At 60.9% G+C, this 22,618-nt stretch carries 18 protein-coding genes; 9 read left to right on the top strand and 9 right to left on the bottom strand.

Annotation, left to right across the window (positions count from 1 at the left end; all coding sequences use genetic code 11):
- Positions 1-31: 31 nt before the first annotated feature.
- The 8 genes from ytfQ to chvE all read right to left on the bottom strand — a co-directional run bounded on the left by ytfQ (position 32) and on the right by chvE (position 10,063).
- On the bottom strand, positions 32-991 hold the full coding sequence (gene ytfQ / locus JJJ17_RS12385; RefSeq protein ID WP_200686905.1) for a galactofuranose ABC transporter, galactofuranose-binding protein YtfQ: 960 nt from the start codon (positions 989-991) through the stop codon (positions 32-34).
- Between the two features lie 49 nt (positions 992-1,040).
- A complete protein-coding gene (locus JJJ17_RS12380) occupies positions 1,041-2,549 on the bottom strand; it encodes an aldehyde dehydrogenase (NADP(+)) (protein WP_407673364.1) in 1,509 nt (502 codons plus the stop codon).
- 9 nt (positions 2,550-2,558) lie between these two features.
- Complete coding sequence (locus tag JJJ17_RS12375; RefSeq protein WP_200686901.1) at positions 2,559-3,470, bottom strand: Gfo/Idh/MocA family protein; 912 nt, start codon at positions 3,468-3,470, stop codon at positions 2,559-2,561.
- On the bottom strand, positions 3,470-5,212 hold the full coding sequence (araD, locus tag JJJ17_RS12370) for an L-arabinonate dehydratase (RefSeq protein WP_200686899.1): 1,743 nt from the start codon (positions 5,210-5,212) through the stop codon (positions 3,470-3,472). Before araD ends, JJJ17_RS12375 begins: the two co-directional genes overlap by 1 nt.
- An 8-nt stretch (positions 5,213-5,220) precedes the next feature.
- A complete protein-coding gene (gene araD1 / locus JJJ17_RS12365) occupies positions 5,221-6,210 on the bottom strand; it encodes an AraD1 family protein (protein ID WP_200686897.1) in 990 nt (329 codons plus the stop codon).
- Between the two features lie 2 nt (positions 6,211-6,212).
- A complete protein-coding gene (gene mmsB / locus JJJ17_RS12360; RefSeq protein WP_200686895.1) occupies positions 6,213-7,403 on the bottom strand; it encodes a multiple monosaccharide ABC transporter permease in 1,191 nt (396 codons plus the stop codon).
- 11 nt (positions 7,404-7,414) lie between these two features.
- Entirely contained in the window at positions 7,415-8,935 is a 1,521-nt protein-coding gene (gene mmsA, locus JJJ17_RS12355; protein WP_200686893.1) for a multiple monosaccharide ABC transporter ATP-binding protein, read from the bottom strand.
- Between the two features lie 63 nt (positions 8,936-8,998).
- Complete coding sequence (gene chvE, locus JJJ17_RS12350) at positions 8,999-10,063, bottom strand: multiple monosaccharide ABC transporter substrate-binding protein (protein WP_200686892.1); 1,065 nt, start codon at positions 10,061-10,063, stop codon at positions 8,999-9,001.
- A gap of 119 nt (positions 10,064-10,182) precedes the next feature.
- Here chvE and JJJ17_RS12345 point away from each other — a divergent pair, with 119 nt between their 5' ends.
- The 7 genes from JJJ17_RS12345 to JJJ17_RS12315 all read left to right on the top strand — a co-directional run bounded on the left by JJJ17_RS12345 (position 10,183) and on the right by JJJ17_RS12315 (position 18,187).
- Positions 10,183-11,133: a LysR family transcriptional regulator gene (locus JJJ17_RS12345; protein ID WP_200686891.1), complete on the top strand. Its 951-nt coding sequence runs from the start codon at positions 10,183-10,185 to the stop codon at positions 11,131-11,133.
- A gap of 258 nt (positions 11,134-11,391) precedes the next feature.
- Positions 11,392-12,318: a LysR substrate-binding domain-containing protein gene (locus JJJ17_RS12340; RefSeq protein WP_234464072.1), complete on the top strand. Its 927-nt coding sequence runs from the start codon at positions 11,392-11,394 to the stop codon at positions 12,316-12,318.
- Positions 12,319-12,423: 105 nt separating this feature from the next.
- Complete coding sequence (gene arfA, locus JJJ17_RS12335) at positions 12,424-13,941, top strand: arabinosylfuranosidase ArfA (RefSeq protein ID WP_200686890.1); 1,518 nt, start codon at positions 12,424-12,426, stop codon at positions 13,939-13,941.
- Between the two features lie 55 nt (positions 13,942-13,996).
- Positions 13,997-15,082 (top strand): ABC transporter ATP-binding protein, encoded by a 1,086-nt coding sequence (locus tag JJJ17_RS12330; protein WP_200686889.1) that lies wholly within the window; start codon positions 13,997-13,999, stop codon positions 15,080-15,082.
- A gap of 36 nt (positions 15,083-15,118) precedes the next feature.
- Positions 15,119-16,396 carry an extracellular solute-binding protein gene (locus JJJ17_RS12325; protein ID WP_200686887.1) on the top strand — a complete coding sequence of 426 codons (1,278 nt, stop codon included), beginning with the start codon at positions 15,119-15,121 and terminating at the stop codon, positions 16,394-16,396.
- Between the two features lie 196 nt (positions 16,397-16,592).
- On the top strand, positions 16,593-17,363 hold the full coding sequence (locus JJJ17_RS12320; protein ID WP_234464089.1) for a carbohydrate ABC transporter permease: 771 nt from the start codon (positions 16,593-16,595) through the stop codon (positions 17,361-17,363).
- On the top strand, positions 17,360-18,187 hold the full coding sequence (locus JJJ17_RS12315; RefSeq protein WP_200686883.1) for a carbohydrate ABC transporter permease: 828 nt from the start codon (positions 17,360-17,362) through the stop codon (positions 18,185-18,187). Before JJJ17_RS12320 ends, JJJ17_RS12315 begins: the two co-directional genes overlap by 4 nt.
- Positions 18,188-18,239: 52 nt before the next feature.
- Here JJJ17_RS12315 and JJJ17_RS12310 read toward each other — a convergent pair whose 3' ends face one another.
- Positions 18,240-19,421 (bottom strand): replication initiation protein, encoded by a 1,182-nt coding sequence (locus JJJ17_RS12310; RefSeq protein ID WP_200686881.1) that lies wholly within the window; start codon positions 19,419-19,421, stop codon positions 18,240-18,242.
- Between the two features lie 528 nt (positions 19,422-19,949).
- Between JJJ17_RS12310 and JJJ17_RS12305 the strand changes: the two genes are divergently transcribed.
- Both JJJ17_RS12305 and JJJ17_RS12300 read left to right on the top strand, forming a co-directional pair.
- Entirely contained in the window at positions 19,950-21,356 is a 1,407-nt protein-coding gene (locus tag JJJ17_RS12305; protein WP_200686879.1) for an AAA family ATPase, read from the top strand.
- The gene (locus JJJ17_RS12300; protein ID WP_200686877.1) at positions 21,349-22,461 is read left to right on the top strand and encodes a ParB/RepB/Spo0J family partition protein; all 1,113 of its coding nucleotides are present in this window, start codon (positions 21,349-21,351) and stop codon (positions 22,459-22,461) included. Before JJJ17_RS12305 ends, JJJ17_RS12300 begins: the two co-directional genes overlap by 8 nt.
- Positions 22,462-22,618: the final 157 nt, after the last annotated feature.

The raw sequence follows: 22,618 nt of genomic DNA, 5'->3' as shown, positions 1-22,618 counted from the left end.
AGGCCGGGCCGTGTGGCCCGGCCAGACAAGATCAGTAGCCCAGACCCTTGCGGGCCTCGTATTCAGCAGCCGGATCATCGGCTTGCGTGAACAGCTTCGATTCCGTCTGCAGGAACTTCTCAGGCTCGGTGCCGTCCGCCCAGAAGGCTTCCAGCGCGTCAAAGGCAGGTCCGGCCATGTTCGGCGTCAATTCCACCGTGGCATTCGCCTCGCCATCGGCCATGGCTTGGAAGATATCCGGCACGCCGTCGATCGAGACGACAAGGATATCCTCGCCCGGCTTCAGACCAGCCTCTTTGATCGCCTGAATTGCGCCCACGGCCATGTCGTCGTTATGGGCGTAAAGCGCGCAGATATCCTTGCCGCCGTTTTCCGCCTGAATGAAGCTTTCCATCACTTCCTTGCCAAGCGCGCGGGTGAAATCGCCGGTCTGGCTGCGGACGATTTCCAGATTGGCGTGATCGGCGATCCCGCTTTCAAAGCCGGATTTGCGGTCGATAGCGGGGGAAGAGCCGGTGGTGCCCTGCAATTCGACGATCCGGCACTCGCGGTCGCCGACCTCATTGGCCAGCCATTCGCCCGCGACCTGACCCTCATGGACAAGGTTCGACCCCACAGCGGTCAGATAAAGATCGTCCGAGCTGTCGACCTGACGGTCCAGCAGCACAACCGGGATCTCGGCCTCTTTCGCCTCTTGCAGGACCGAATCCCAGCCGGTCGCAACCACCGGCGCTAGCAGGATCGCATCGACGCCCTGCGCGATGAACGACCGGATCGCGGCGATCTGGTTTTCCTGCCGCTGCTGCGCATCCGAGAATTGCAGTTGGTAGCCACGCTCTTCCGCCTCGGTGCGGGTCAGGGTGGTTTCTGCGGCCCGCCAACCGGATTCGGAACCGATCTGCGAAAAGCCGATGGTCCTGTCCTGAGCCATCACGGCAGTAGCCGAGATCGCCAAGGCGGCAACAGTCGTCATCAGGGTCTTGGTGGTCATGGTTTCCTCCCTTTGGGTTTATGACCGTCTGTTGCGCGTCAAAGCCTCCTCAGTCGCGCAAATCGTCTGGCAGCAGGGCAGCGGGCATATTCTGATAGCTGACCGGGCGCAGGAAACGCCGGATCGCCATCGTGCCGACGCTGGTTGCGCCGAAATTCGTAGAGGCGGGATAGGGGCCGCCATGCACCATGGCATCGGCCACCTCGACCCCGGTGGGCCAGCCATTCGCCAGCACCCGCCCGGCCTTCCGCTCAAGGATCGGCATCAGGCGGCGGGCGGTCGGGGTGTCGGGCTCGTCCATTTGCAGGGTCACTGTCAACTGGCCCTCAAGGCTGCGCGCCAGTTCCAGCATCTGATCCTCGCCCGAGACGGTGACGACAAGGCCAAGCGGACCAAAGACCTCTTCCCCAAGAGCATGGTTCGCCATGAAATCGGCGGCGCTGGTCTGATAGATATTGGGCAAAGCATTGCGGCCGCGGCTGTCATTGGCCAGCACAGGCCGGGCCGCGCCGGCGATACGGTCGGTGCCGTCGCGATAGGCATGGGCGATGCCGTCGGTCAGCATGACCTGCTCGGCGGCCTCCTTCAGCGCGGCACTGGCCGTGGCGGTGAATTCGTCGGCCCCCTCTTCGGAGATCACCAGCATGCCCGGATTGGTGCAGAATTGCCCGGCGCCCATCGTCAGGCTGGCGGTCCAACCCTCGGCGATCTGCTTGCCACGTGCAGCAAGTGCTGCGGGCAGGACGAAGACCGGGTTGATGCTGCCCAATTCGCCGAAGAACGGGATCGGCTCTGGCCGGGCGGCGCAGAGATCGTAAAGCGCCCTGCCCCCACGCAGGCTGCCGGTAAAGCCCACCGCCTTGATCAGCGGATGTTCGACCAGCGCCTTGCCGACCTCGTGGCTGTCGCCATGAATGAAGGAAAAGACCCCTGCCGGAACGCCGGTGCGGGTGATCGCGGCAAAGATCGCCTCGGCGATGATCTCGCCCGTGCCGGGATGGGCGGGATGCCCCTTCACCACGACCGGACAGCCCGCCGCCAAAGCCGAAGCGGTGTCGCCGCCCGCCGTCGAAAAGGCCAGCGGGAAGTTCGAGGCGCCAAAGACCGCGACCGGGCCAATCGGCCGCTGGATTAGCCGCAGATCGGGACGAGGCAAGGGCTGGCGGTCAGGCAAGGCCTTGTCATGGCGGCGGTCAAGATATTCGCCGTCGCGGACATGCTGCGCGAACAGGCGCAACTGGCCGGTGGTTCGGCCACGCTCGCCCTGCAACCGCGCCGCTGGCAGGCCGGTTTCCTGCGCGCCGATTTCGGTGATCGCATCCGCCCGCGCCTCGATCTCATCGGCGATGGCGTCAAGGAAGGCCGCACGATCCTGACGGCTGGCCGCACCATAGGTCCAGAACGCCTCTTCCGCAGCTTTCACCGCGCGATCCACCAGATCGACATTGCCCGAGCTGAACTCATGCACCGGCCCATGCGCGGGGCTAGAGGTGAATTTCGCATCGGTGGCGATCCATTCGCCTGCGATCAGATGCTTGCCTTGCGGGCTATAGGTCATAACCATTCCTTAGAATTCAAAGTCTTCAACGGTCGTGCGGCGCCCTAGGGTAAAGGCGTCCGCCACCAGAACCATCGGGGACACGTCAACCTCTGACGCGGATTGTTCCACCAGCCGCGCCATCCGGTCGTAAAGCGCGGGATATTCACCCATGATGCTGTCCTGACCGCCTACCCGCTGACCGTCGATTTCCAGCAGATTGCCGCCCATGCGCAGGGCCAGAGAGCCGCGATCGGTCTGGAACTCCATGTCCCACGTCTGCGGGCCTTCCTGCCGGAAGTCGAAATCGGCGGTAATGTTCTGGCCCAGTTGCAGGCGCGCGGCGATGGGCGCCTGACGGTTGCCGGGGAAATCGATTTCAGCGGCGGTCAAATGGACCGGGACCGGAAGGATCTCGGTCAGGATCGACAGCGCGTTGATGCCGGGATCGAAGACGCCCATGCCGCCTGCCTCGAAAATCCAGTCCTGACCGGGATGCCATTTCCGCACATCCTCGCGCCAGATGATCCGGCCCGAGCGAATGTCGCAATCGGCAAGCCACGCCTTTGCCCCGGCGACCGCATGGGCCATCCGCGAATGCCATGTGGTGTAAAGACTGACGCCCTGCGCCATCGCCAGATCGCACAGGATATGCACCTCGGCCAAGGTCGCACCGGGCGGCTTTTCCAGCATCAGGTTGCGCCCCGCGAACAGCACCGCCTGCGCCACCAGAAAGCGCGGCACCGGCGGCAGGCACAGACTGACGGTGCCGATTTCGGGATGAGCGTCCAGCATCTCGCCGATCCGGGCATAGGCGGGCACGCCCGCAACCTTACCATTGCGCGAAACGGTCGCGGCCAGTTCCCAATCCGGGCTGGCTTCCAGCGCGGGCACATGCTGGTCGAGGGCGATCTTGCCGATGCCTACAAGCGCGATCTTCATCAATGGCTGTCCTTTCCGACCGCATTGCCGCGACAACCGCGCAGGAAGTCCAGATCGGCCCCGGTATCGGCGCCCATCACATGCGCCTGATGCAGCCATGCGTAACCGCTGGCGGGCTGACCGGCCAGCGGCTGCCACTCGGCCAGCCGTTCGGCCAGCTCGGCGTCACTGATATCCAGATGCAGCCGACGGTTCGGAACGTCCAGTTCGATCATGTCACCATCGCGAACCACCGCAAGCGGCCCACCCGCCGCCGCCTCGGGCGAGGTATGCAGAACCACGGTGCCGTAAGCCGTTCCCGACATGCGCGCATCGCTGATCCGCACCATATCGGTGATCCCCTTGCGCAGAACCTTGGGCGGCAGGCCCATATTGCCGACCTCGGCCATGCCCGGATAGCCGCGCGGGCCGCAATTCTTCAGCACCATCACGCAGGTCTCATCAATATCCAGCGCCTCATCCTCGATCTTGGCCTTGTAGTCGTCGATATCCTCGAAGACGACCGCCCGCCCGCGATGCGTCAGCAGATGCGCAGACGCAGCCGAGGGCTTCAGCACCGCGCCCTTCGGGGCCAGATTGCCGCGCAGAACCGCGATGCCGCCGTGATCGGTCAGTGCCTTGTCGGCAGGCAGGATCACATCCTCGTTCCAGTTGACGACATCCTTGACCTCGTCCCAGATCGTCTCGCCCGATACGGTCAGAGCGTCGCGGTGCAGCATCCCGGCCTCGCCCAGACGTTTCAGCACCACCGGCAGACCACCGGCATAGAAGAATTCTTCCATCAGATATTTGCCCGAAGGCATCAGGTTCACGATGGTCGGCACGTCGCGGCCCAACCGGTCCCAGTCGTCCAGCGTCAGATCGATCCCGACCCGCCCGGCCATCGCCAGCAGATGCACCACCGCATTGGTTGACCCGCCAATCGCGCCATTGGTGCGGATGGCGTTCTCAAAGGCGGCTTTCGTCATGATGTCGGACGGCTTCAGATCGTCCTTTACCATCTGCACGATCCGCCGCCCGGTCATCTGCGCCATCACCCGACGACGCGAATCCACCGCCGGGATTGCGGCATTGCCCGACAAGGCCATACCCAAAGCCTCGGCCATCGAGGCCATGGTTGAGGCCGTGCCCATCGTGTTGCACGTCCCCGAGGACCGGCTCATCGAGGCTTCCGCCTCAAGAAATTCCCCTTGGGTCATCTCTCCGGCTTTCACGGCTTCGCTGAATTTCCACAGATGCGTGCCCGAACCGACCCGTTCACCGCGGAAATAGCCGTTCAGCATCGGGCCGCCCGTCACCACGATCGAGGGGATGTCACAGGACGCCGCCGCCATCAGCAGGCTGGGCGTGGTCTTGTCGCAACCGACCAGCAGGACCGCCCCGTCCATCGGCTGGCCGCGAATGGTTTCCTCGATGGCAAGCGCGGCCAGATTGCGGAACATCATCGCCGACGGGCGGAAGGTGTTCTCCGAGGCCGAAAACACCGGCACCTCGACCGGGAAGCCACCTGCCTCCCACACGCCCGCCTTCACCTTCTCGGCCAGCTCGCGCAGATGGCCGTTACACGGGGTCAGGTCGGACCATGTGTTCAGGATGCCGATGATCGGGCGACCGTCGAACAGGTCATGCGGATAGCCCTGATTTTTCATCCAGCCGCGATGATAGATCGTGTCGCGCGAATTGCCGCCATACCATTCCTGCGAGCGCAGTTTGCGGGGCCAGGGTGCCGGAGTGAAGGTCATCTTTGGTCTCAAAGGGCTGCGACGGCCACCGGGGTCGTCTCGTGTGGCTGTTGGGTCAGGCCGTTCCGCAGGGGAAGGCCGAAGGCTGGGCAGGCGATCTCGAAGCTGTCGCCGGGCTGGACGGCGATCCCGTCGGCAAAGGACAGCGTGGCGGTGCCGAAGAAATGCACGTGCACATCGCCCGGCTGCCGGAACAGCGCGTATTTAAAGTGGTGATGTTCCAGATTGCTCAGGCTATGGCTCATATTCGCCTCGCCCGACAGGAACGGCTTTTCCCAGATCACCGCGCCGTCGCGGATCACCCGGCTGGTGCCCTCGACATGCTGCGGCAGATCGCCGACCAGCATTTCCGGGCCGAAACTGGCGGGGCGCAGTTTGGAATGGGCAAGCCACAGGTAATTGCCGCGTTCGGTCACATGGTCCGAAAATTCATTCGCCAGCGCAAAGCCAAGCCGGAACGGTCGGCCATCCGCCGCGATCAGATAGATGCCCGCGATCTCGGGCTCTTCGCCCGCATCCAGCGCGAAGCCGGGCGAGGTCAGATCGGTGCCGGGGGCGACGGCTGCGTAACCGTTACCCTTCCAGAACCATTCCGGCTGCACGCCGATGGCGCCCTGCCCCGGCTTGCCGCCTTCCAGACCCATGCGGAACATCTTCATGCTGTCGGTCAGATCGTCCGGGTCGGCCTTCTTGTGCATCGAGTTGCGTGTCGCGGCAGAACCCAGATGGGTCAGCCCGGTTCCGGTCAGATGCAGATGCGCGGGATCGGCATGATCGACCGGCAGCAGCATCCGCCCCTCGGCCAAAGCAGCCGCCAGATCGACCGGGTCGCCCTGTCCGCGCGCCTTGATCTCGGCCCGCAGGCTGTGGCCCGAGGCGATGGCCGCCTCTGCCAGTTCCAGCGTCGTGGCGACGCCGGGGATCAGATAGGCGGCCTCATCCTCGCGCACGGCGACAGCGCGGTTCCCATCGGCCAGTTTCAGTTGCGACAGGAACATGGTCAGGCCTCTTTATTCTTGTTGTAAACGTCGAAGAACACGGCGGCGAGCAGGACAAGCCCCTTGATCACCTGCTGGTAGTCGATGCCGATGCCAAGGATCGACATGCCGTTGTTCATCACCCCCATGATGAAGGCCCCGACCACCGCGCCGACGATCTTGCCCGATCCGCCCGCCATCGAGGCGCCGCCGATAAAGACCGCCGCGATCACGTCCAGTTCGACCGCAAAACCGGCCTTGGGTGTGGCGGTGTTCAACCGGGCGGCGAAGATCATCCCGGCCAAAGCGGCCAGAACGCCCATGTTAACGAAGGTCAGAAAGGTCAGCCGCTCGGTCCGGATGCCAGACAGTTTCGCGGCCTTGGCATTGCCGCCGACCGCATAGACGCGACGGCCAATGGTGGTCCGCTCGGTGATGAAGACATAGATGACGGTCAGGATCACCATCGACAGCAGCACGTTCGGCAAGCCGCGGAACCATGCCAGCTTCCACGTCACGAACAGCAGCGCCGCCGCGATGATGGCGTTGCGCAGGACGAAAAGGCCCATCGGCTCGTCCTCTATCCCGTAGCGGGCGTTGCGGGCACGGGTGCGCAGACCCAGCCAGACCAGCACCAGAACCGTGACCACGCCCACCGCCATCGCAAGGATGTTCGGGCGTCCGACCATGAAGAGATCGGGGATAAAGCCGTTCGACAGTGCCTGAAAACTTTGCGGGAACGGCCCGATCGATTGCCCGGCCAGCAGCCACAACGACAACCCGCGAAAGACCAGCATCCCGGACAGCGTCACGATGAACGAGGGGATCTTCCAATAAGCGATGAAATAGCCCTGCGCCGCACCGATGGCGGCCCCGCAGATCAGGCAGACGATGATCGCCACCCCGACCGGCAGTTTCCACGTCACGATCATCACCGCCGCCAGCGCGCCGATAAAGCCCATGACCGAGCCGACCGACAGGTCGATATTCCCGCCGACGATCACCAGCAGCATCCCAAGCGCCATGATGATGATGTAGCTGTTCTGCAGGAACAGGTTGGTGATGTTGACCGGGCGCAAAAGCACGCCGCCGGTGACGATCTGGAAAAACGCCATGATCGCGATCAATGCAAAAAGCAGCCCGTATTCGCGGATATGCTTGGCGATATAGGCGCCGATGCCGATGCCGTTCTGGGCGCTGTCGGTCTGTGTCATGGCCCCTCCCCTTATTCCCTGACGATCAGCGACATGATGGCTTCGTGACTGGCTTCCTCTGCCGTCAACTCGCCCACGAAGCTGCCCTGATTCATGACGTAGATCCGGTCGCACATGCCCAACAGCTCGGGCATCTCGGACGAGATCATGATGACCGCCTTACCCTCGCGGCTCAGATCGTTGATGATATTGTAGATTTCATATTTCGCGCCGACATCGATGCCGCGCGTCGGTTCATCCAGCACCAGCAATTCGGGATTGGTGAACAGCCATTTCGACAGCACCACCTTTTGCTGATTGCCGCCCGACAGGTTCATCACCTTCTGAAACACGGAAGGGGTGCGAATGCGCATCGCCTTGCGATACTTCTCGGCCACCTCGGTCTCGCGGCCTTCATCGACGACACCGCGATTGGACACCGCGCCCAGATTGGCAAGGATGGTGTTGCGACGAATGGTTTCCTCAAGGATCAGGCCCAGCGTCTTGCGATCCTCGGTCACATAGGCAAGCCCGGCCTTGATCGCGCGGTCCACGGTCGAGACATCGACCGGCTGGCCATTCATCCGCACCTCGCCGCTGATATTGCGGCCATAGGAGCGGCCGAAGATGCTCATCGCCAGTTCGGTCCGCCCCGCGCCCATCAGCCCGGCGATGCCGACAACCTCGCCCGCGCGGACGTTCATAGACAGATCGCGGATCATCTGCCGTTCGCGCTGTTCAGGATGCCAGACGTTCCAGTCCTTCAGTTCGAACACCAGCTCACCGGCATGGCGATCGCGGTCGGGAAAGCGGTTCTCCATGCTGCGGCCAACCATGTCGCGGACGATGCGATCCTCGGTCAGATCACCGCCGCGCGCATCGATGGTAGAGATGGTCGCGCCGTCGCGGATCACGGTGACGCTGTCGGCGACGCGGCGCACCTCGTTCAGCTTGTGGCTGATGATGATCGAGGTGACGCCCTGCGCCTTCAGCTCCAGCAACAGATCCAGAAGCGCCTGACTGTCGCTTTCCGACAGCGCCGCCGTCGGCTCGTCCAAAATCAGCAGACGGACATTCTTGGACAAAGCCTTGGCAATCTCGACAAGCTGTTGCTTGCCCACGCCAAGACTGTCAACGCGCGTGCCCGGCGTTTCGCGCAGACCGACCTTGGCCAGCAGGGTTTCGGTTTCACGAAAGGTCTCGGGCCAGTTGATAACGCCGCGGGTGGCGCGTTCATTGCCCAGAAAGATATTCTCGGCGATGGTCAGAAGCGGCACCAGCGCCAGTTCCTGATGGATGATGATGATTCCGCGATCTTCGCTGTCGCGGATGCTGGCGAAGCTGGCCGGTTCTCCGGCATAGATGATGTCGCCGTCATAACTGCCATGCGGATAGACGCCCGACAGCACCTTCATCAGCGTGGACTTTCCGGCGCCATTCTCGCCGCAGATGGCGTGGATTTCGCCGTCCCGAACCGAGATGCTGACATCGTCCAGCGCCTTCACACCCGGAAAGGTCTTGGTGATATGACGCATTTCCAAAAGCGCGGACATGCCTGATCTCCGTCGGTGGGGATCACCCGAGAATGGGTGATCCCGTGCCTGTTTCTGCTGCCGTTACTGGATTTGCTCGGCGGTATAATAACCGCTTTCGACCAGCACGCTCTCGATGTTCGACTTATCGACCGGCACCGGCTCCAGCAGGTAGGAGGGCACGACCTTGACGCCATTGTCATAGGTTTCGGTGTCGTTGATCTCGGGCTCTTCGCCCTTCAGCATCGCATTGACCATGCCAACGGTGACGCGGGCCAGTTCGCGGGTATCCTTGAAGACGGTCGCATATTGTTCGTCCGCAAGGATCGACTTGACCGACTGAATTTCCGCATCCTGCCCGGTCACGATCGGCATCGGCATATCGCCCGAGCCGTAACCCACGCCCTTCAGCGACGACAGGATACCGATCGACAGCCCGTCATAGGGCGACAGCACGCCCTGAACCTGCGCATCGGTGTAATTGGCCGACAGCACGTTATCCATCCGCGCCTGCGCCGTCGCGGGATCCCACCGCAGCGTGCCGACCGTATCCATGCCCATCTGACCCGACAGGATCGCGATATCGCCCGCGTCGATCAGCGGTTGCAGCACCGACATGGCACCGTCGTAGAAGAAATAGGCGTTGTTGTCGTCGGGGCTGCCGCCGAACAATTCGACGTTCCACGGCTTCGTATCGGGGAAGCGCTCTTTCAGACCGGCGACCAGCGAATTGGCCTGTTCGACGCCGACTTTGAAGTTGTCGAATGTCGCGTAATAATCGATATCGCCGGTGTCGCGGATCAGGCGGTCATAGGCGATGACCTTGATGTCGGCGGCCTTGGCATTGGCCAGCGCATTCGACAGCGTGGTGCCGTCAATCGCCGCGATCACCAGCACATCGACGCCCTTGGTGATCATGTTCTCGACCTGGGCCAACTGGTTCGGAATGTCATCCTCGGCATATTGCAGGTCGGTGTCGTAGCCCGCATCCTGGAACTGCTTCACCATATTGTTGCCGTCATCGATCCAGCGGGCCGAAGATTTCGTCGGCATCGAGATGCCAACCGTTTCAGCCATGACGCCGACCGCGCCCATCGCAGACCAGGAAACACCGATCGCAAGCGCGATCGCGGCGGTTCTGAGTTTCATGTTATCCTCCCTCGCGGCGCATTTTGCGCCTGCGGCTCCTCAAGTGGTGCAGAGAGACTAGCAGCGCGGCTGCATATCGGTAAAATGAGTTAATAAGCAACCTGCATAGCGTAATTGATATGTCTCTAGAACGCCTGTCCCTGAAGCCGCCACAATTGCGGCTGATCCATCAGATCGCGCTGACCGGCCAGTTGCAGATGGCAGCCGAAGTGCTTGCGATGACGCAGCCCGCCGCCTCGCGCATGCTGTCCGAGGTCGAGCGTCAAGTGGGTGCGGCCCTGTTCCTGCGCCTGCCAAAAGGCATGGAGCCGACCGAGATCGGCGCCACCTTCCTGCGCCGCGCCCGGGTGATCCTGCGAGAGATGGACAGCATCGCCACGGATATCCGCGATATGCGAGGCGGTCATGCGGGGGCGGTCAGGGTAGGCGCGGTGACGGGGCCAGCGGTCAGCTATCTGGTTCCGGCGATCCGCAGGGTGAAACACGAATCGCCCGGCGCGCAGATCAGCGTCGATGTGCAGCCCTCGCGCGAATTACTGCGGCATCTGGCGGCGGGAGAGATGGATTTCGTGCTGGCCCGCATCCTGCCCGAATTCGACAGCCGCGAGTTCAACATCCTGCCGATGCGCGACGAAAAGGTCAGCCTGATCGCGCGGGCCGCCCATCCGCTGGCACGGGCGCAGGTGGTGACATTGACCGAGTTGGCAGGCCACGAATGGATCATGCAGCAACGCGGCGCCCCGATCCGTGAGGCGACATTGGCCGCTTTCGCAAGCGTTGGCCTGTCGGAACCCGCTGATATCATCGACTCTCCATCGATGCTGTGGACGCTTGCCTATCTTGCGCAAAGCGATGCCATTGCGCCGGTCTCGGATGAGGTCGCTGACCTGTTGATGCAGCCGCCGGTATCGGCGGGGTTTACCGTATTGCGCAGCGTGCATCAGATCAGCGTCTCGACCTATTACCTGCTGGATCTGGTCAGGCGTCCGTTATCGCCACTGGCCAAACGGTTGCGGGACGAGGTAGCGCGGACATCGCGCAATCCTCTTCTCGATCAGGTGGGGCGTTAACCGATGGCCGAAAATAGGAGCTGCGTTGAAAGGGTTGTCCATCGTCGAACCCCTAGTGCGGTGATCAAGACCAGAAGCACTTCCAGCGTGATCGCCAAGGAAGATTGATCTCCACCGGGTTCGAAGGAAACCCAAGATAGCTGTCACCTTCAGCTCAGAGTTTGCTGACGCCTCTTGGTCCTGTTCGGTCCGCAGGCTTGGCTCTGTTCCTCGGCAATCCTAAACTTTACCAACGCTCCCTCTCCTTTCGATAGGTTTATGATGCAGCTTTACCTTCGCTCCTTGCGGCCCGTGCAGCTACGCCTGATCGCTGCCATCGCCCTTCACGGAAAACTTGGGCTGGCTGCCGATGCGTGCGCGATGACTATGCCCGCAGCGTCGCGGATGTTGGCGGATATGGAGGAGAATCTCGGGGCCGGCCTGTTCACCCGGATGCCGCGGGGAATGGTGCTGACCCCGATCGGTGAGGTGCTGGCCCGCCATGCCCGCAAACTTGCATCCGACGTTGACCGAATGGCGGAAGATTTCATTGCCCATTCGTCAGGGATCGGCGGCACGGTGCGCGTAGGTGCTGTGACGGGGGCCGCGCTGACGGCTGTCATTCCCGCCACGTTGCGGTTGAAAGACAAGGCACCTCTGGTCGAGGTTGCGCTGGATGTTTCTTCCTCTTCACGCCTGATGTGGGGGCTTGAGCGCGGGGAGTACGATTTTGCCCTCTGCCGCCCCGGATCAGGAGCGCATGGACCCGATTTCGACATCTCTCATGCACGCCAGGAATCTGCGTTGTTCATGGTCCGCCGCGCCCACCCGTTAGCAGAAAACCCTAACCCGAGTTTACGCGATTTGGCCGATTTTCCCTGGACCATGCAGGATCAAGGTGCGCCGATCCGCCGCGCGCTTGAATTAGCGTTCCACGAAGATGGGGTTCCCCTTCCGCGCAATCTGATCAAGACCGCCTCGGTGGTCGCGATCATGGCGCTGATGCGCGACTCCGATATCATCGCCGTTGTCACCGAAGAGGTCGCTGATCTGCTTTTGCAGCCCCCCTATGCCGCCGACATAGCGCTGATCCGTCCCGCGCGCCCTGTGCTGATCGAAGCCTACCACATTCTTCAACCGCGCCACCGCATCATCTCGGCCGCGGCAAGTGAACTTTTGGCAATGGTGATGGAAGAACTGGCCTGAGACTTACCAAAATTGCTAACCAAATGCACCCATATGTAAATTGTTTGTAAACATTCCTCCGATTTAGCCTGCCTTCAACCAGACAAGCACAGTTGGAGGACCATCGTGAAAACCCGTGTAACGATTCATCGCGATTTCACCATCGCCGAAATCGACAACCGGCTTTACTCAGCCTTCATCGAGCATATGGGACGGGCAATTTATACCGGCATCTATGAACCGGGGCACCCGACGGCCAATCCGCAGGGCTTCCGCCGCGATGTGCTGGATTTGGTCAAGGCATTGCAGATCCCCGCAATCCGCTATCCGGGCGGTAACTTCGTGTCGGCCTATAAATGGGAAGACGGCATCGGCCCTCGGGAAGATCGTCCGGTGCGGCTGGATCTTGCCTGGCGGTCGAAGGAAACCAACCATGTCGGGCTGAACGAATTTGCCGGCTGGGCCAAGGATGCCGGGATCGAGATGATGCTGGCACTGAACCTCGGCACCCGCGGCATCGAGGATGCGCGCAACTACGTTGAATACGCCATCCATCCCAACGGCAGTTATTGGAGCGACCTGCGCCGCAGTCACGGCGTTGAACAGGCCTATGATGTCAAGATGTGGTGTCTGGGGAATGAAATGGATGGCCCCTGGCAAATCGGTCACATGGAAGCCAAGGAATATGGCCGCCTTGCAGACGAGACATCAAAGGCGGTGAAGGCGTTCGGGAAGGATATTGAGACGGTCGTATGCGGTTCGTCGAACGATCAGATGGCGACCTACCCGGAATGGGAGCGGCAAGTCCTGGAAGAATGCTACGAGAATGTCGATTACATCTCGCTGCACAAATATTTCGGCAACTCCAGTCACAACACGCTGAATTACTTTGCGAAAATCGAAGAAACCGGCCGCTATATCCAGTCTATCGCCGGTGTAATCGACTATGTGAAGGCGAAGAAACGGGCGAAGAACGATGTCTTCATCTGTTTTGACGAATGGAACGTCTGGTATCACAACCGCGAACAGGACTCGAAGAACTGGCGAAGCTGGGACTGGCCCGAGGCCCCGGTGCTGCTGGAAGAAGACTATAACCTTGAAGACGCGCTCTTCGTTGGTGGGCTGCTGAACGAGTTCATGCGCCGGTCCGACAGGGTGAAAATCGCCTGCATCGCGCAATTGGTGAACGTTATCGCCCCGATCCGGGCAGAGCCGGGTGGCAAGGCCTGGGCCACGACGATCTACTACCCCTACCAATTCGCCAGCCTGTTCGGACGAGGAACGGCCCTGAACGTGGCTGTCGATGGCCCGCGCTATGATGCAGACGCGGCGCAGGATGTCAGCTATCTGGACATTGCCGCCGTGCTGTCGAAGGAAAATAACGAAATCAGTATCTTCGCAGTGAACCGCAGCCCTGATCAGGCAATGGAACTGGATGTGGCGATACTGGGCTTCGCCGGATTGCGGTTGATCGAACATCGGATGATGGGGGGTGATGGAACTGGTCCCCGCGTGGCGAACACCACGGATGCACCGGATCGTATCAAACCCCGGAAGGGTGACGGCATCGCTGTCGTTGACGGTTCTCTGCGGGGGGAATTGCCTGCGCTTTCCTATAGTCTGATCCGCTTGGCAATGGAGTGACCGCACCGACGCGCCGATTTTCCTGCGGGCGGCGCGAACAGAAAAAGGGGGGAATATGACGGCAACCGGCGTTCATCTTGAAGGGGTGACGAAATCTTTCGGCGCGGTCGATGTCATCGGCGGCGTCGATATGCAGATAGGCAAAGGCGAGTTCGCTGTTTTCGTCGGCCCCTCGGGATGCGGAAAATCTACGCTGCTCAGGATGATTGCCGGGCTTGAGGACACGACATCCGGCAGCATCCATATTGGCGCCCGCGATGTCACTCACGAAGACCCGGCCAAGCGCGAAGTGGCGATGGTGTTTCAGTCCTACGCGCTTTACCCGCATTTGTCTGTCTTTGAGAATATGGCATTCAGCCTGCGCCTTGCGCGGCGCCCAAGGAAAGAGGTGGAGGAAAAGGTCAATCGTGCGGCGGGCATCCTGCAACTGACTGACCATCTGCACAAGAAGCCTGCGCAACTCTCGGGTGGCCAACGTCAGCGGGTCGCGATCGGGCGCGCGATTGTCCGCGCCCCCGAAGTGTTCCTGTTCGATGAACCGCTCTCCAATCTGGATGCCGAACTACGGGTGCAGATGCGGCTGGAACTGGCGCGGCTGCACAAGGCTCTTGGCACGACCATGATCTATGTCACCCATGATCAGGTTGAGGCGATGACGCTGGCGGATAAGATATTCGTGTTGAAATCTGGCATGGTTCAGCAGGCGGGAGCGCCGCTGGACCTGTATGATGATCCGGTCAATCGGTTTGTCGCGGGATTTATCGGGTCGCCCGGAATGAACTTTCTCGAGGCGACGGTCTCGGCTCACGATACGGACGGAATCCGCGCCAGACCGAAGGGTCAGCCCGATCTTGACCTTTCAGTGCCGATCACGTCGCGGCCTGCGATCGACAGCGCGATCAGCCTTGGAATGCGTCCTGAACATCTGACCCTGACGGATGGTCCGGGCCTGCAGGTCACCGTTGATGTCGCCGAAGAACTGGGCGGCATCTCTTATCAATATGGCGCGCTGCAAGACGGAAGTCCTGTGATCTTTCAGCAGGTCGGCGCGCGCCATGGCCTGCGCGGAACTGTCCAGAATTTGCTGCCCGAACCGGGACGCATCTTCGCTTTTGATGCGGGCGGCCAAAGGGTGCGCTGACCGCAATCCAAGACCAGTCATCCGAGGGAGGAAAGCATGACAGGAAGATTTACTAAATTTGCAGCAACGGTCGCGATGATCGCAGGCCTCGCATCTCCTGCTTGGGCCAAGGTTCAGGTCGAATGGTGGGATTTTCTTGCAGGCGGCGATGGCGTGCGCATGAAAGCGCTGATCCAGCAGTTCAACGCAGAACATCCCGATATCGAGATCAAGGGCACCACACTGGAATGGGGAATGCCCTTCTACACAAAGGTCCGCACCGCCGTTGCCGTCGGCGAAGGCCCGGACATCATGACCTATCACCTGTCCCGCCTCCCCCTCGCGCTGGAAGAGGGGGTGCTGTCCCCGATTACGGATGCCGATCTCGCGACGGCAGGGCTTTCGAAAGAGGAATTCTTTCCTGCCTCCATCGCGGCGGCTTCTGACGAGGCCGGTCAGCTCATGGCTCTGCCCTTCGATATCCATGCCATCGTGCTCTACTATAACAAGACCGCACTCGCGGGCAGCAAATGGCTGGATACAGACGGCAACCTGACGGGTCTGGAATCCGTAGAGGACATGACCGAACTGCTGACCTGGGCCAAAGAGCAGGGCTTTTCGGATCCACTCAGCTTTCAAACAGCAGGCGGCGGCGGAACCTGGCGCACGTTCTACACCCTCTTCACCCAGCAAGGTGGGCAGTTGGTCACCGATGGCCAGGTGCTTGAAGGCGACAATCTGGCCAAAGCGACAAGGGCAATCCAAATCCTTGCCGACTGGCGCGCCGCAGGCCTGATCCCCGAACAGGCCGAATACGAAGCCTCGGTCGCGCTGTTCTCGGGCAAAAAGTCGATATTGTTCATCAACGGTGTCTGGGAAGTGCCAACCTACAAGGATCAAAGCACCGCTGGAACACTGGGCTTCGACTGGTCCGCAAATGAGGTGCCGCAACTTCTGGACCAGCGCTCGACATGGGCGGATTCCCACGGCTTCGCGATCCCGAACGATCCCAACATGTCGCAGGAAACCCGAGATGCGGTGCTGACCATCATCGGCTGGATGGAAAAACATTCGCTTGCATGGGGAGAAGCCGGACATATCCCGGCCTACAAGCCCACCGTTGACAGCGCCGAATATCAGGGGATGGAGCCGAACGCGACCTATGCGGTGCTTGCCGAAACCGCGGCGTTTGATCCACGAACCCGCATCGCCGGGGTGGCGTCACCAGTATATGACGCCGTGGACAACCTGATCGCGCCGGCGGTGCATGGCTTCCTGTCCCCCGAAGACGCTGCCCTGCAAATGCAAGAACAATTGCAAAGTCTTCTGGACTGACCTGCCTTTGCCGATGAACCTGATTGCCGGGGGCGTCCGCTGACGCTTCCGGCACCCTTCTCCCACCGGAAGGATACTCTCCATGTCGCTAAAGTTACGTCGGCGCCGCGAAATGCGCGCGGCACTTCTTCTGACAGGTCCGTTCGTAATCGTCTTCATCGTGTTCTTCCTCTACCCGACGCTTCGGGTGGTCACGATGAGCTTTACGAATGCCGCCCTGATCGGTGGTGGCGACTGGATAGGCTTCGATAACTACGCCAAACTTCTGAAAGATAAGCTGTTTTACACTTCTCTTTGGAACAACTTCTACTTCGTGCTTCTGACGGTGATCCCGACAACAGTGATCGCGCTGCTGATCGCATTGGCGGTGAACAAGCTAAGGGGGCGCGTTCAGGCCTTGGTGCTGACGCTGTTCTTTCTGCCCTATGTCCTGCCGGTTTCGGTCGTCACGATGATCTGGGCATGGATGCTGGATTTCCAGTTCGGCATTCTGCAGCCGCTGATCGAAACCGTAACAGGCCGCCCGATCGCCGTGTTCAAAGACCCCAACTGGGTGATGCCGATGATCGCGGTCGTCACGGTTTGGTGGACGAACGGCTTCAACGTCCTTCTGTTCATCGCCGGGCTGCGCAATATTCCACCAGATCTCTACGAGGCCGCTGCGCTGGATGGCGCAACAGCATGGCAGCGTTTCGCACGTGTGACTTGGCCCCTGCTATGGCCGGTAACGGCCCTGGTCCTGACGCTTCAGTTGATCCTGCAATTGAAGCTCTTCGATCAGGTGTATCTCTTGTCCAAAGGCGGGCCCTTCAATCAGTCATATGTCGTCTTGATGCAGATGTATCGCGAGGCCTTTCAGCTGAACAACGGCGGCTACGCCTCGGCGATCGCTATGGTCCTGTTCATCACAATCGTCATTGTTTCGGTGCTGCAATTCCAGTTGCTCCGGATCGGAGGCCGCAAATGACCGCCAAACGCGCCCGCAATCTGGCCTTCGCAGCCCTTGTCCTGATCGCCGCGATGATCTGGATTTTCCCGCTTTACTGGGCGCTGACGACATCGTTGCGCACGGAAGGCCGCATCGTTTCTGACAGTGCTGGCGTGCTGTTGGACGAGATCAACCTGGCCGCCTATCGGGAAGTGTTGTCCACGTCCAAACTGGCGCGCTGGTATGCGAATTCCATCGGCACCTCTCTGACGATCACGGGAATCGTATTGCTGTTCGGGATGATGTGCGCCTACGCGCTGTCGCAACTGCGCTTTCCGGGGCGTCGCTTGCTGTATCTGCTGATCGTCGGCAGCTTCATGGTCCCGGTCCCCGCGCTGTATGTGGCACAGTTCGTCCTGATGAGCGATCTCGGCCTTATCAACCGGGCTTGGGGCATCATCCTGCCGCAACTGATCGTTCCGGTCGTCGTGATCGTTTACAAACAGTTCTTCGACGCAATCCCAAAAGAAATGCGCGAGGCGGTCCTTCTGGATGGCGGCGGTGAGTTCACCCTTCTGTTCAAGCTGTATCTGCCCCTGAACTGGGGGATCACTGCGGCGCTGGCAATCATCACCTTCATTTCGGCGTGGAACAACTTTTTCTGGCCCTTCCTTGTCGCCACGTCCGAAGACATGATGACCATCCCGGTGGGCATAACGCAGGTGAATGACAGCTTCGGCGTCGCATATGCTCGGATGATGGCGCTTGCATTGCTCGCAGCCGCTCCCGTTATTCTGGCTTACCTCGTGTTCCAGAAAAGGGTGACAGAGGCCGTGATGATCTCCGCCGGGGTCAAAGGCTGATCGCTTCGGGCATCGGGCGTGCCGGTCATCCTCAAGACCGCCGAACGCCCTCTCACTCGATCCCCGCCAGCAATCCCGGCGACATCTCTGCCCAGAATTCGGCAATGCGCGAGGCATTCAGCGGCGACATCCAGCCGTGCTTCTCGAAGTCCTCTCGCATCCGACGGTCAGAGATCTGGCCAAGGAACAGCCGCTTGTCGGCATCGCGTTGCGTCGGCGTCCGCGCCTTGACCGCCTCAAGGATACGCCGCAACTGCTCGGCCCGGCCCGAGGGGGCGGCCCCCTCCCCTGCCCCGTCCGGCGTCGCGACAAAATCGCCCTCCAGTGCCGCCGTCAGATAACCGACCATGCTTTTCACATTCGGCCGCGACTCGACATAGTCCAGCTTCGCGACCACCTGCTCTTCGCCATGCACCGACAGCCATTGCCGCGCCAGCCGGTCGCTGACCCCAAGCCCGCGCAGCCGCGCATAGACCGGCCCATGCCGCATCCCCTCGCCATCATCGATGTCCAGAATCGCAAGCTGCGGGTTTTCCTTGATGCGGAAACGAATATCCGTGACCACCCTGCCGGTCTTCTTCGTCTCCGGCGTCAGGATGATATTGCTGGTCTTGTTCACCTCGGCCACGGCGGGCTTGATGATCTTGGCGTTCAGATGCTTGAACACCTCATAATAGGCCGACCCTTCGACCCCCATCAGCCGCCGGAACAGATCCAGCGGCCACCAGCCGGTCGAGCCGGTCCTGACAAAGCGATAGCAATTCTCATACAAGGCCAGCGCATGCCCCGAGGTGAACCGCCGCTGGATGTTCAGATTGATCAGCGCAAAGACCTTCGGATCATGCAGCTTTTCGGCCAGCGCCGGTGAATAGGCGTATTCGCAAACGCCGCCTTTCAGCTTGGCATAGCTCAAGAGGCTGCTGACCCCCCATTCCTGCTGGCCCTTTTCATCCAGCATGTCCCATTCGGCGACCGTCTCGGCCAGCCCCTTCAGCGACTGTTTCAGCGTGTCCATGTCATTGCTGTTATAGCCGATCATCAAGCACAGCGTCCGCGCGTCGATCTGATGCCGGCTGCGGCTGGTCAGCGTGTCATAGGCATTCAGCAACAACACATTCGACAGCTTCCGCTGCAGCAGCGTCAGCTTGCCCGACACATGGATCGCCGCCACGTGCTTCTTGACTGCGCCCCGGCGCAGCGCGCCCGTCAACTGGTCGCGAGGGATTTCTTCCATTGGTCTGCCCGACTCTCTTTTGCCAGAGAGTATGACCGAAAAGGTGCCTCGTCACAACATTTTCATGGGCACCTGTAAACGGGTGCCCTACCCTTCCAGACTCTCCCGTAAACGGGTTCCTCAGCCACATCCACCCCGCAAAGGCGCCCATTTACGGGATCGATATGGGCGCTTAAGACCCCGTTTTTCGCTCAAAAGTCCGGCTTTCCGCCGCTCCCGCAAACGGAAACCCCTCTTACTGCGAATCGGTGCCCCTCGCCCCGGAATCGGGCACCCTTCATCCCGCAAACGGATACCAATAAGCCTGTAAACGGGTGCCTGACTGATCGTAATTCGCTGATATAAATCAATAATACTCGCGCAAAGATCCTAAAGATCTCAAAGATCCAACAAGCTTTCTGCCGTCGTTTCTTCTCTTTTTCGCATGATTTCGCCGCGAAACCTCGGTTGGTGATTCACTTGCACGAATCCATGTGCGATAGTTTCTGCAAAATACGTATCCGAGCAGCACATCGCAGAGGTAGTGACATGTCCTCAAGTAAGGACCCCCTTCCCCCCTATTTCAACATCGATCCGGCCAAGGCGGCGCAACGCCTGTCCGATCCTATCGATACGGCGCGATTCGCGAAAGCGGCAGCCTTTGCCGCCCGAGGCCGACAGGATCTGGCCGAACGCGGCTATGCCCCGGATGGCCGCAAACGCCTTCGCCGCTTCTCGACATGGGAGGTTTGCCGCTATCTGATCCCGGTCGCTCCGGCTCATTTCCGTCGCGTCTTGCGCAAGTTCCCCGATCTGCCGCAAGGCACCGGGGAAGGCAATTCCAAGTGGTTCAGTCTCGAAGATGTCCTGCGCCTTCGCGATCACTTCGCGGCAGAGGGTGCCGCAGGCCGCGAATACCGCCCCTTCCGCCCCGCGGGGCTTCCCGCCAAGACCATCGCCGTTGCCAATTTCAAGGGCGGCGTTGGCAAGACCTCGACCGCGGCGCATCTGGCCATGTCCGCGGCGCTGGACGGCTACAAGGTGTTGGTGATCGATCTGGACAGCCAAGGCAGCATGACCTCGATCATGGGTGGCGAAGTCACCGATGAATGGTCCACTGCCTTCCCGCTGCTGGCCAAGGACTATGCCCTCGCACTGCAGGACGAGAACCGCGTCCGCGAGGCTGCCGGTCAGCCGCCCCTGCCCTTTGATGAGACCCTGACCGAGGCGCTGAAGCTGACCGCGCAGGATTTGATCCAGCCGACCCACTGGCCGAATATCGACCTGCTGGGCGCGCAGTTGAATCTCTATTGGGCCGAATTCCAAATTCCGGTCTGGCGGATGGGCCTGCGTGGTTGGCCCCTATGGGACGCGCTCAGCAACGCGCTGAGCAACGACCGCCTCGTTGACACTTACGACATCATTATCCTCGATACACCGCCCGCGCTTGGCTATCTGACGATCAACGCGCTGGCCGCCGCCGACATCCTTCTGGTGCCGCTGGGCGCGTCCTTCCTTGAATTCGATTCAACCGGCCGCTTCTTCGACATGCTCTATTCAACCTTCGCCAGTGTCGAAGAGGGTGAAAATGCCGCCCGCCGCCGGGACGGGTTGCCGGAGATGCGCTTCGAATGGGACGCGGTGCGCGCCATCGTCACCCGGTTCGACGCCGCGCAGCAGACCGATCTGGCCAATGTCATTCAGGCCTATTTCGGCGACTTCATGACCACATACCGGCAGGAACTGACCGCCATGGTGGGGCAGGCGGGTGAGCAAGTGAACGGCATCTACGAGGCCGATTACCGCGAATTCAACCGCGACACCTATGTCCGGGGGCGCGAGACCTTCGACCGGACCTGGGCCGAGGTGAAAGAGCTGATCCTTGGAACCTGGTGGCGCGATCAGCAGATGAGCGAGGCCGAAAAGGCAGCAGAGGAGAAACAGGCACATGGTTAAGCGCAGGCGTCTTGAAACCCCCAGTAGCGACGATCTGGACCGGATCGAGGAACAGTTTCGCCGCGAAACCTCTGGCCGTCCCTCGGTCGGTCCCGGCATCGCGCCCATCGCACAGGTCGCCGCCGACAGCGCCGCCCAGTCGCCGACCGAAGGCGCCGAAACCCGCGCGATCCGCGCCAAGGCCGAGGCGGACGCCAATCGGCTGCGTGAAGCGCAGGAGCAGGGGTTGCTGATGGTCGAACTGCCGACCGATCAGATCAACGAAGGCGCGATGATCCGCGACCGCATGGTGATGAGCGAAGCGGACATGATGGAGCTTCGCCAATCCATCGCGGCGAGCGGGCTGCGGCTGCCGATCGAGGTTTTCGAGATCGAGACGGAAGAAGGGCAGGGGCCTCGCTACGGGCTGCTGTCAGGCTACCGCCGCCTTCACGCCGTCCGCGCGCTGCACGAGCTTACCGAGGCCGATAAATATGCCCGTATCCGCGCACTGATCCGCCCGCGCGCCGAGGCGGATCAGGCTTTCGTCTCGATGGTCGAAGAGAACGAAGTCCGCGAAGAACTAAGCCATTTCGAACGTGGCCGCATCGCCGTCATCGCCGCCAATCAGGGCGCTTTCGCCAACACTGAAGAGGCCGTCAACCGGCTCTACGCGACCGGCTCAAAGGCGAAGCGGTCCAAGGTCCGATCCTTCGCGCTGATCTTTGAAGAACTGGGCGATATGCTGCGCTATCCCGAGGCGCTGACAGAAAAGCGCGGGCTACGGCTGTCCTCGGCGCTTCGTAGCGGCGCTGAAACGCGGTTGCGGCAGGCCCTGTCGTCGCGCGGGCCGGATGATGCGGAGGAAGAATGGGCGCTGATCGAGCCGGTTCTTCAAAGCTATGAAAACGCGCCACGTGATCCGGCAAGGGGCGGGCGACCCAAGGCCAAGCAACCGCCGCAATACGGCTGGCTGGACGATGAAACCTTGCGGACATCGAGCGGGATAACGATCACGCGGGGGCGGGATGGCAAGGCCTATGTTCTGAGACTGGAAGGCGCGCCGATGAATAACGACCTGATGGAGCTTCTGATGATCGAGGTGCGGGCACTGCTGGAGAAGTAAGTCAGGCAACAAATGGGCGACGGATCTATGAGGATTCTTCGCCCATTTTTTTGACTAGAGCCAGGATTCGACGGGCGGTGAGGCGTAATTCTTGTACTCACTTTGCGTATGCGATAAGGGAACATTATCGGAAATATTGGAGCAGCAAAGAGAAGCG

Origin of the sequence: Paracoccus caeni (assembly GCF_016629665.1) — a bacterium.
Taxonomy (GTDB): domain Bacteria; phylum Pseudomonadota; class Alphaproteobacteria; order Rhodobacterales; family Rhodobacteraceae; genus Paracoccus; species Paracoccus caeni.
Note: the sequence above shows the minus strand (reverse complement) of the source record. Positions and strands in the feature narration are given on the sequence as shown.

Coding starts and splice junctions, on each gene's coding strand:
- ytfQ (WP_200686905.1), bottom strand. CDS start 991: ATGACCACCAAGACCCTGATGACGACTGTTGCCGCCTTGGCGATCTCG.
- JJJ17_RS12380 (WP_407673364.1), bottom strand. CDS start 2,549: ATGACCTATAGCCCGCAAGGCAAGCATCTGATCGCAGGCGAATGGATC.
- JJJ17_RS12375 (WP_200686901.1), bottom strand. CDS start 3,470: ATGAAGATCGCGCTTGTAGGCATCGGCAAGATCGCCCTCGACCAGCAT.
- araD (WP_200686899.1), bottom strand. CDS start 5,212: ATGACCTTCACTCCGGCACCCTGGCCCCGCAAACTGCGCTCGCAGGAA.
- araD1 (WP_200686897.1), bottom strand. CDS start 6,210: ATGTTCCTGTCGCAACTGAAACTGGCCGATGGGAACCGCGCTGTCGCC.
- mmsB (WP_200686895.1), bottom strand. CDS start 7,403: ATGACACAGACCGACAGCGCCCAGAACGGCATCGGCATCGGCGCCTAT.
- mmsA (WP_200686893.1), bottom strand. CDS start 8,935: ATGTCCGCGCTTTTGGAAATGCGTCATATCACCAAGACCTTTCCGGGT.
- chvE (WP_200686892.1), bottom strand. CDS start 10,063: ATGAAACTCAGAACCGCCGCGATCGCGCTTGCGATCGGTGTTTCCTGG.
- JJJ17_RS12345 (WP_200686891.1), top strand. CDS start 10,183: ATGTCTCTAGAACGCCTGTCCCTGAAGCCGCCACAATTGCGGCTGATC.
- JJJ17_RS12340 (WP_234464072.1), top strand. CDS start 11,392: ATGATGCAGCTTTACCTTCGCTCCTTGCGGCCCGTGCAGCTACGCCTG.
- JJJ17_RS12330 (WP_200686889.1), top strand. CDS start 13,997: ATGACGGCAACCGGCGTTCATCTTGAAGGGGTGACGAAATCTTTCGGC.
- JJJ17_RS12325 (WP_200686887.1), top strand. CDS start 15,119: ATGACAGGAAGATTTACTAAATTTGCAGCAACGGTCGCGATGATCGCA.
- JJJ17_RS12320 (WP_234464089.1), top strand. CDS start 16,593: ATGAGCTTTACGAATGCCGCCCTGATCGGTGGTGGCGACTGGATAGGC.
- JJJ17_RS12315 (WP_200686883.1), top strand. CDS start 17,360: ATGACCGCCAAACGCGCCCGCAATCTGGCCTTCGCAGCCCTTGTCCTG.
- JJJ17_RS12310 (WP_200686881.1), bottom strand. CDS start 19,421: ATGGAAGAAATCCCTCGCGACCAGTTGACGGGCGCGCTGCGCCGGGGC.
- JJJ17_RS12305 (WP_200686879.1), top strand. CDS start 19,950: ATGTCCTCAAGTAAGGACCCCCTTCCCCCCTATTTCAACATCGATCCG.
- JJJ17_RS12300 (WP_200686877.1), top strand. CDS start 21,349: ATGGTTAAGCGCAGGCGTCTTGAAACCCCCAGTAGCGACGATCTGGAC.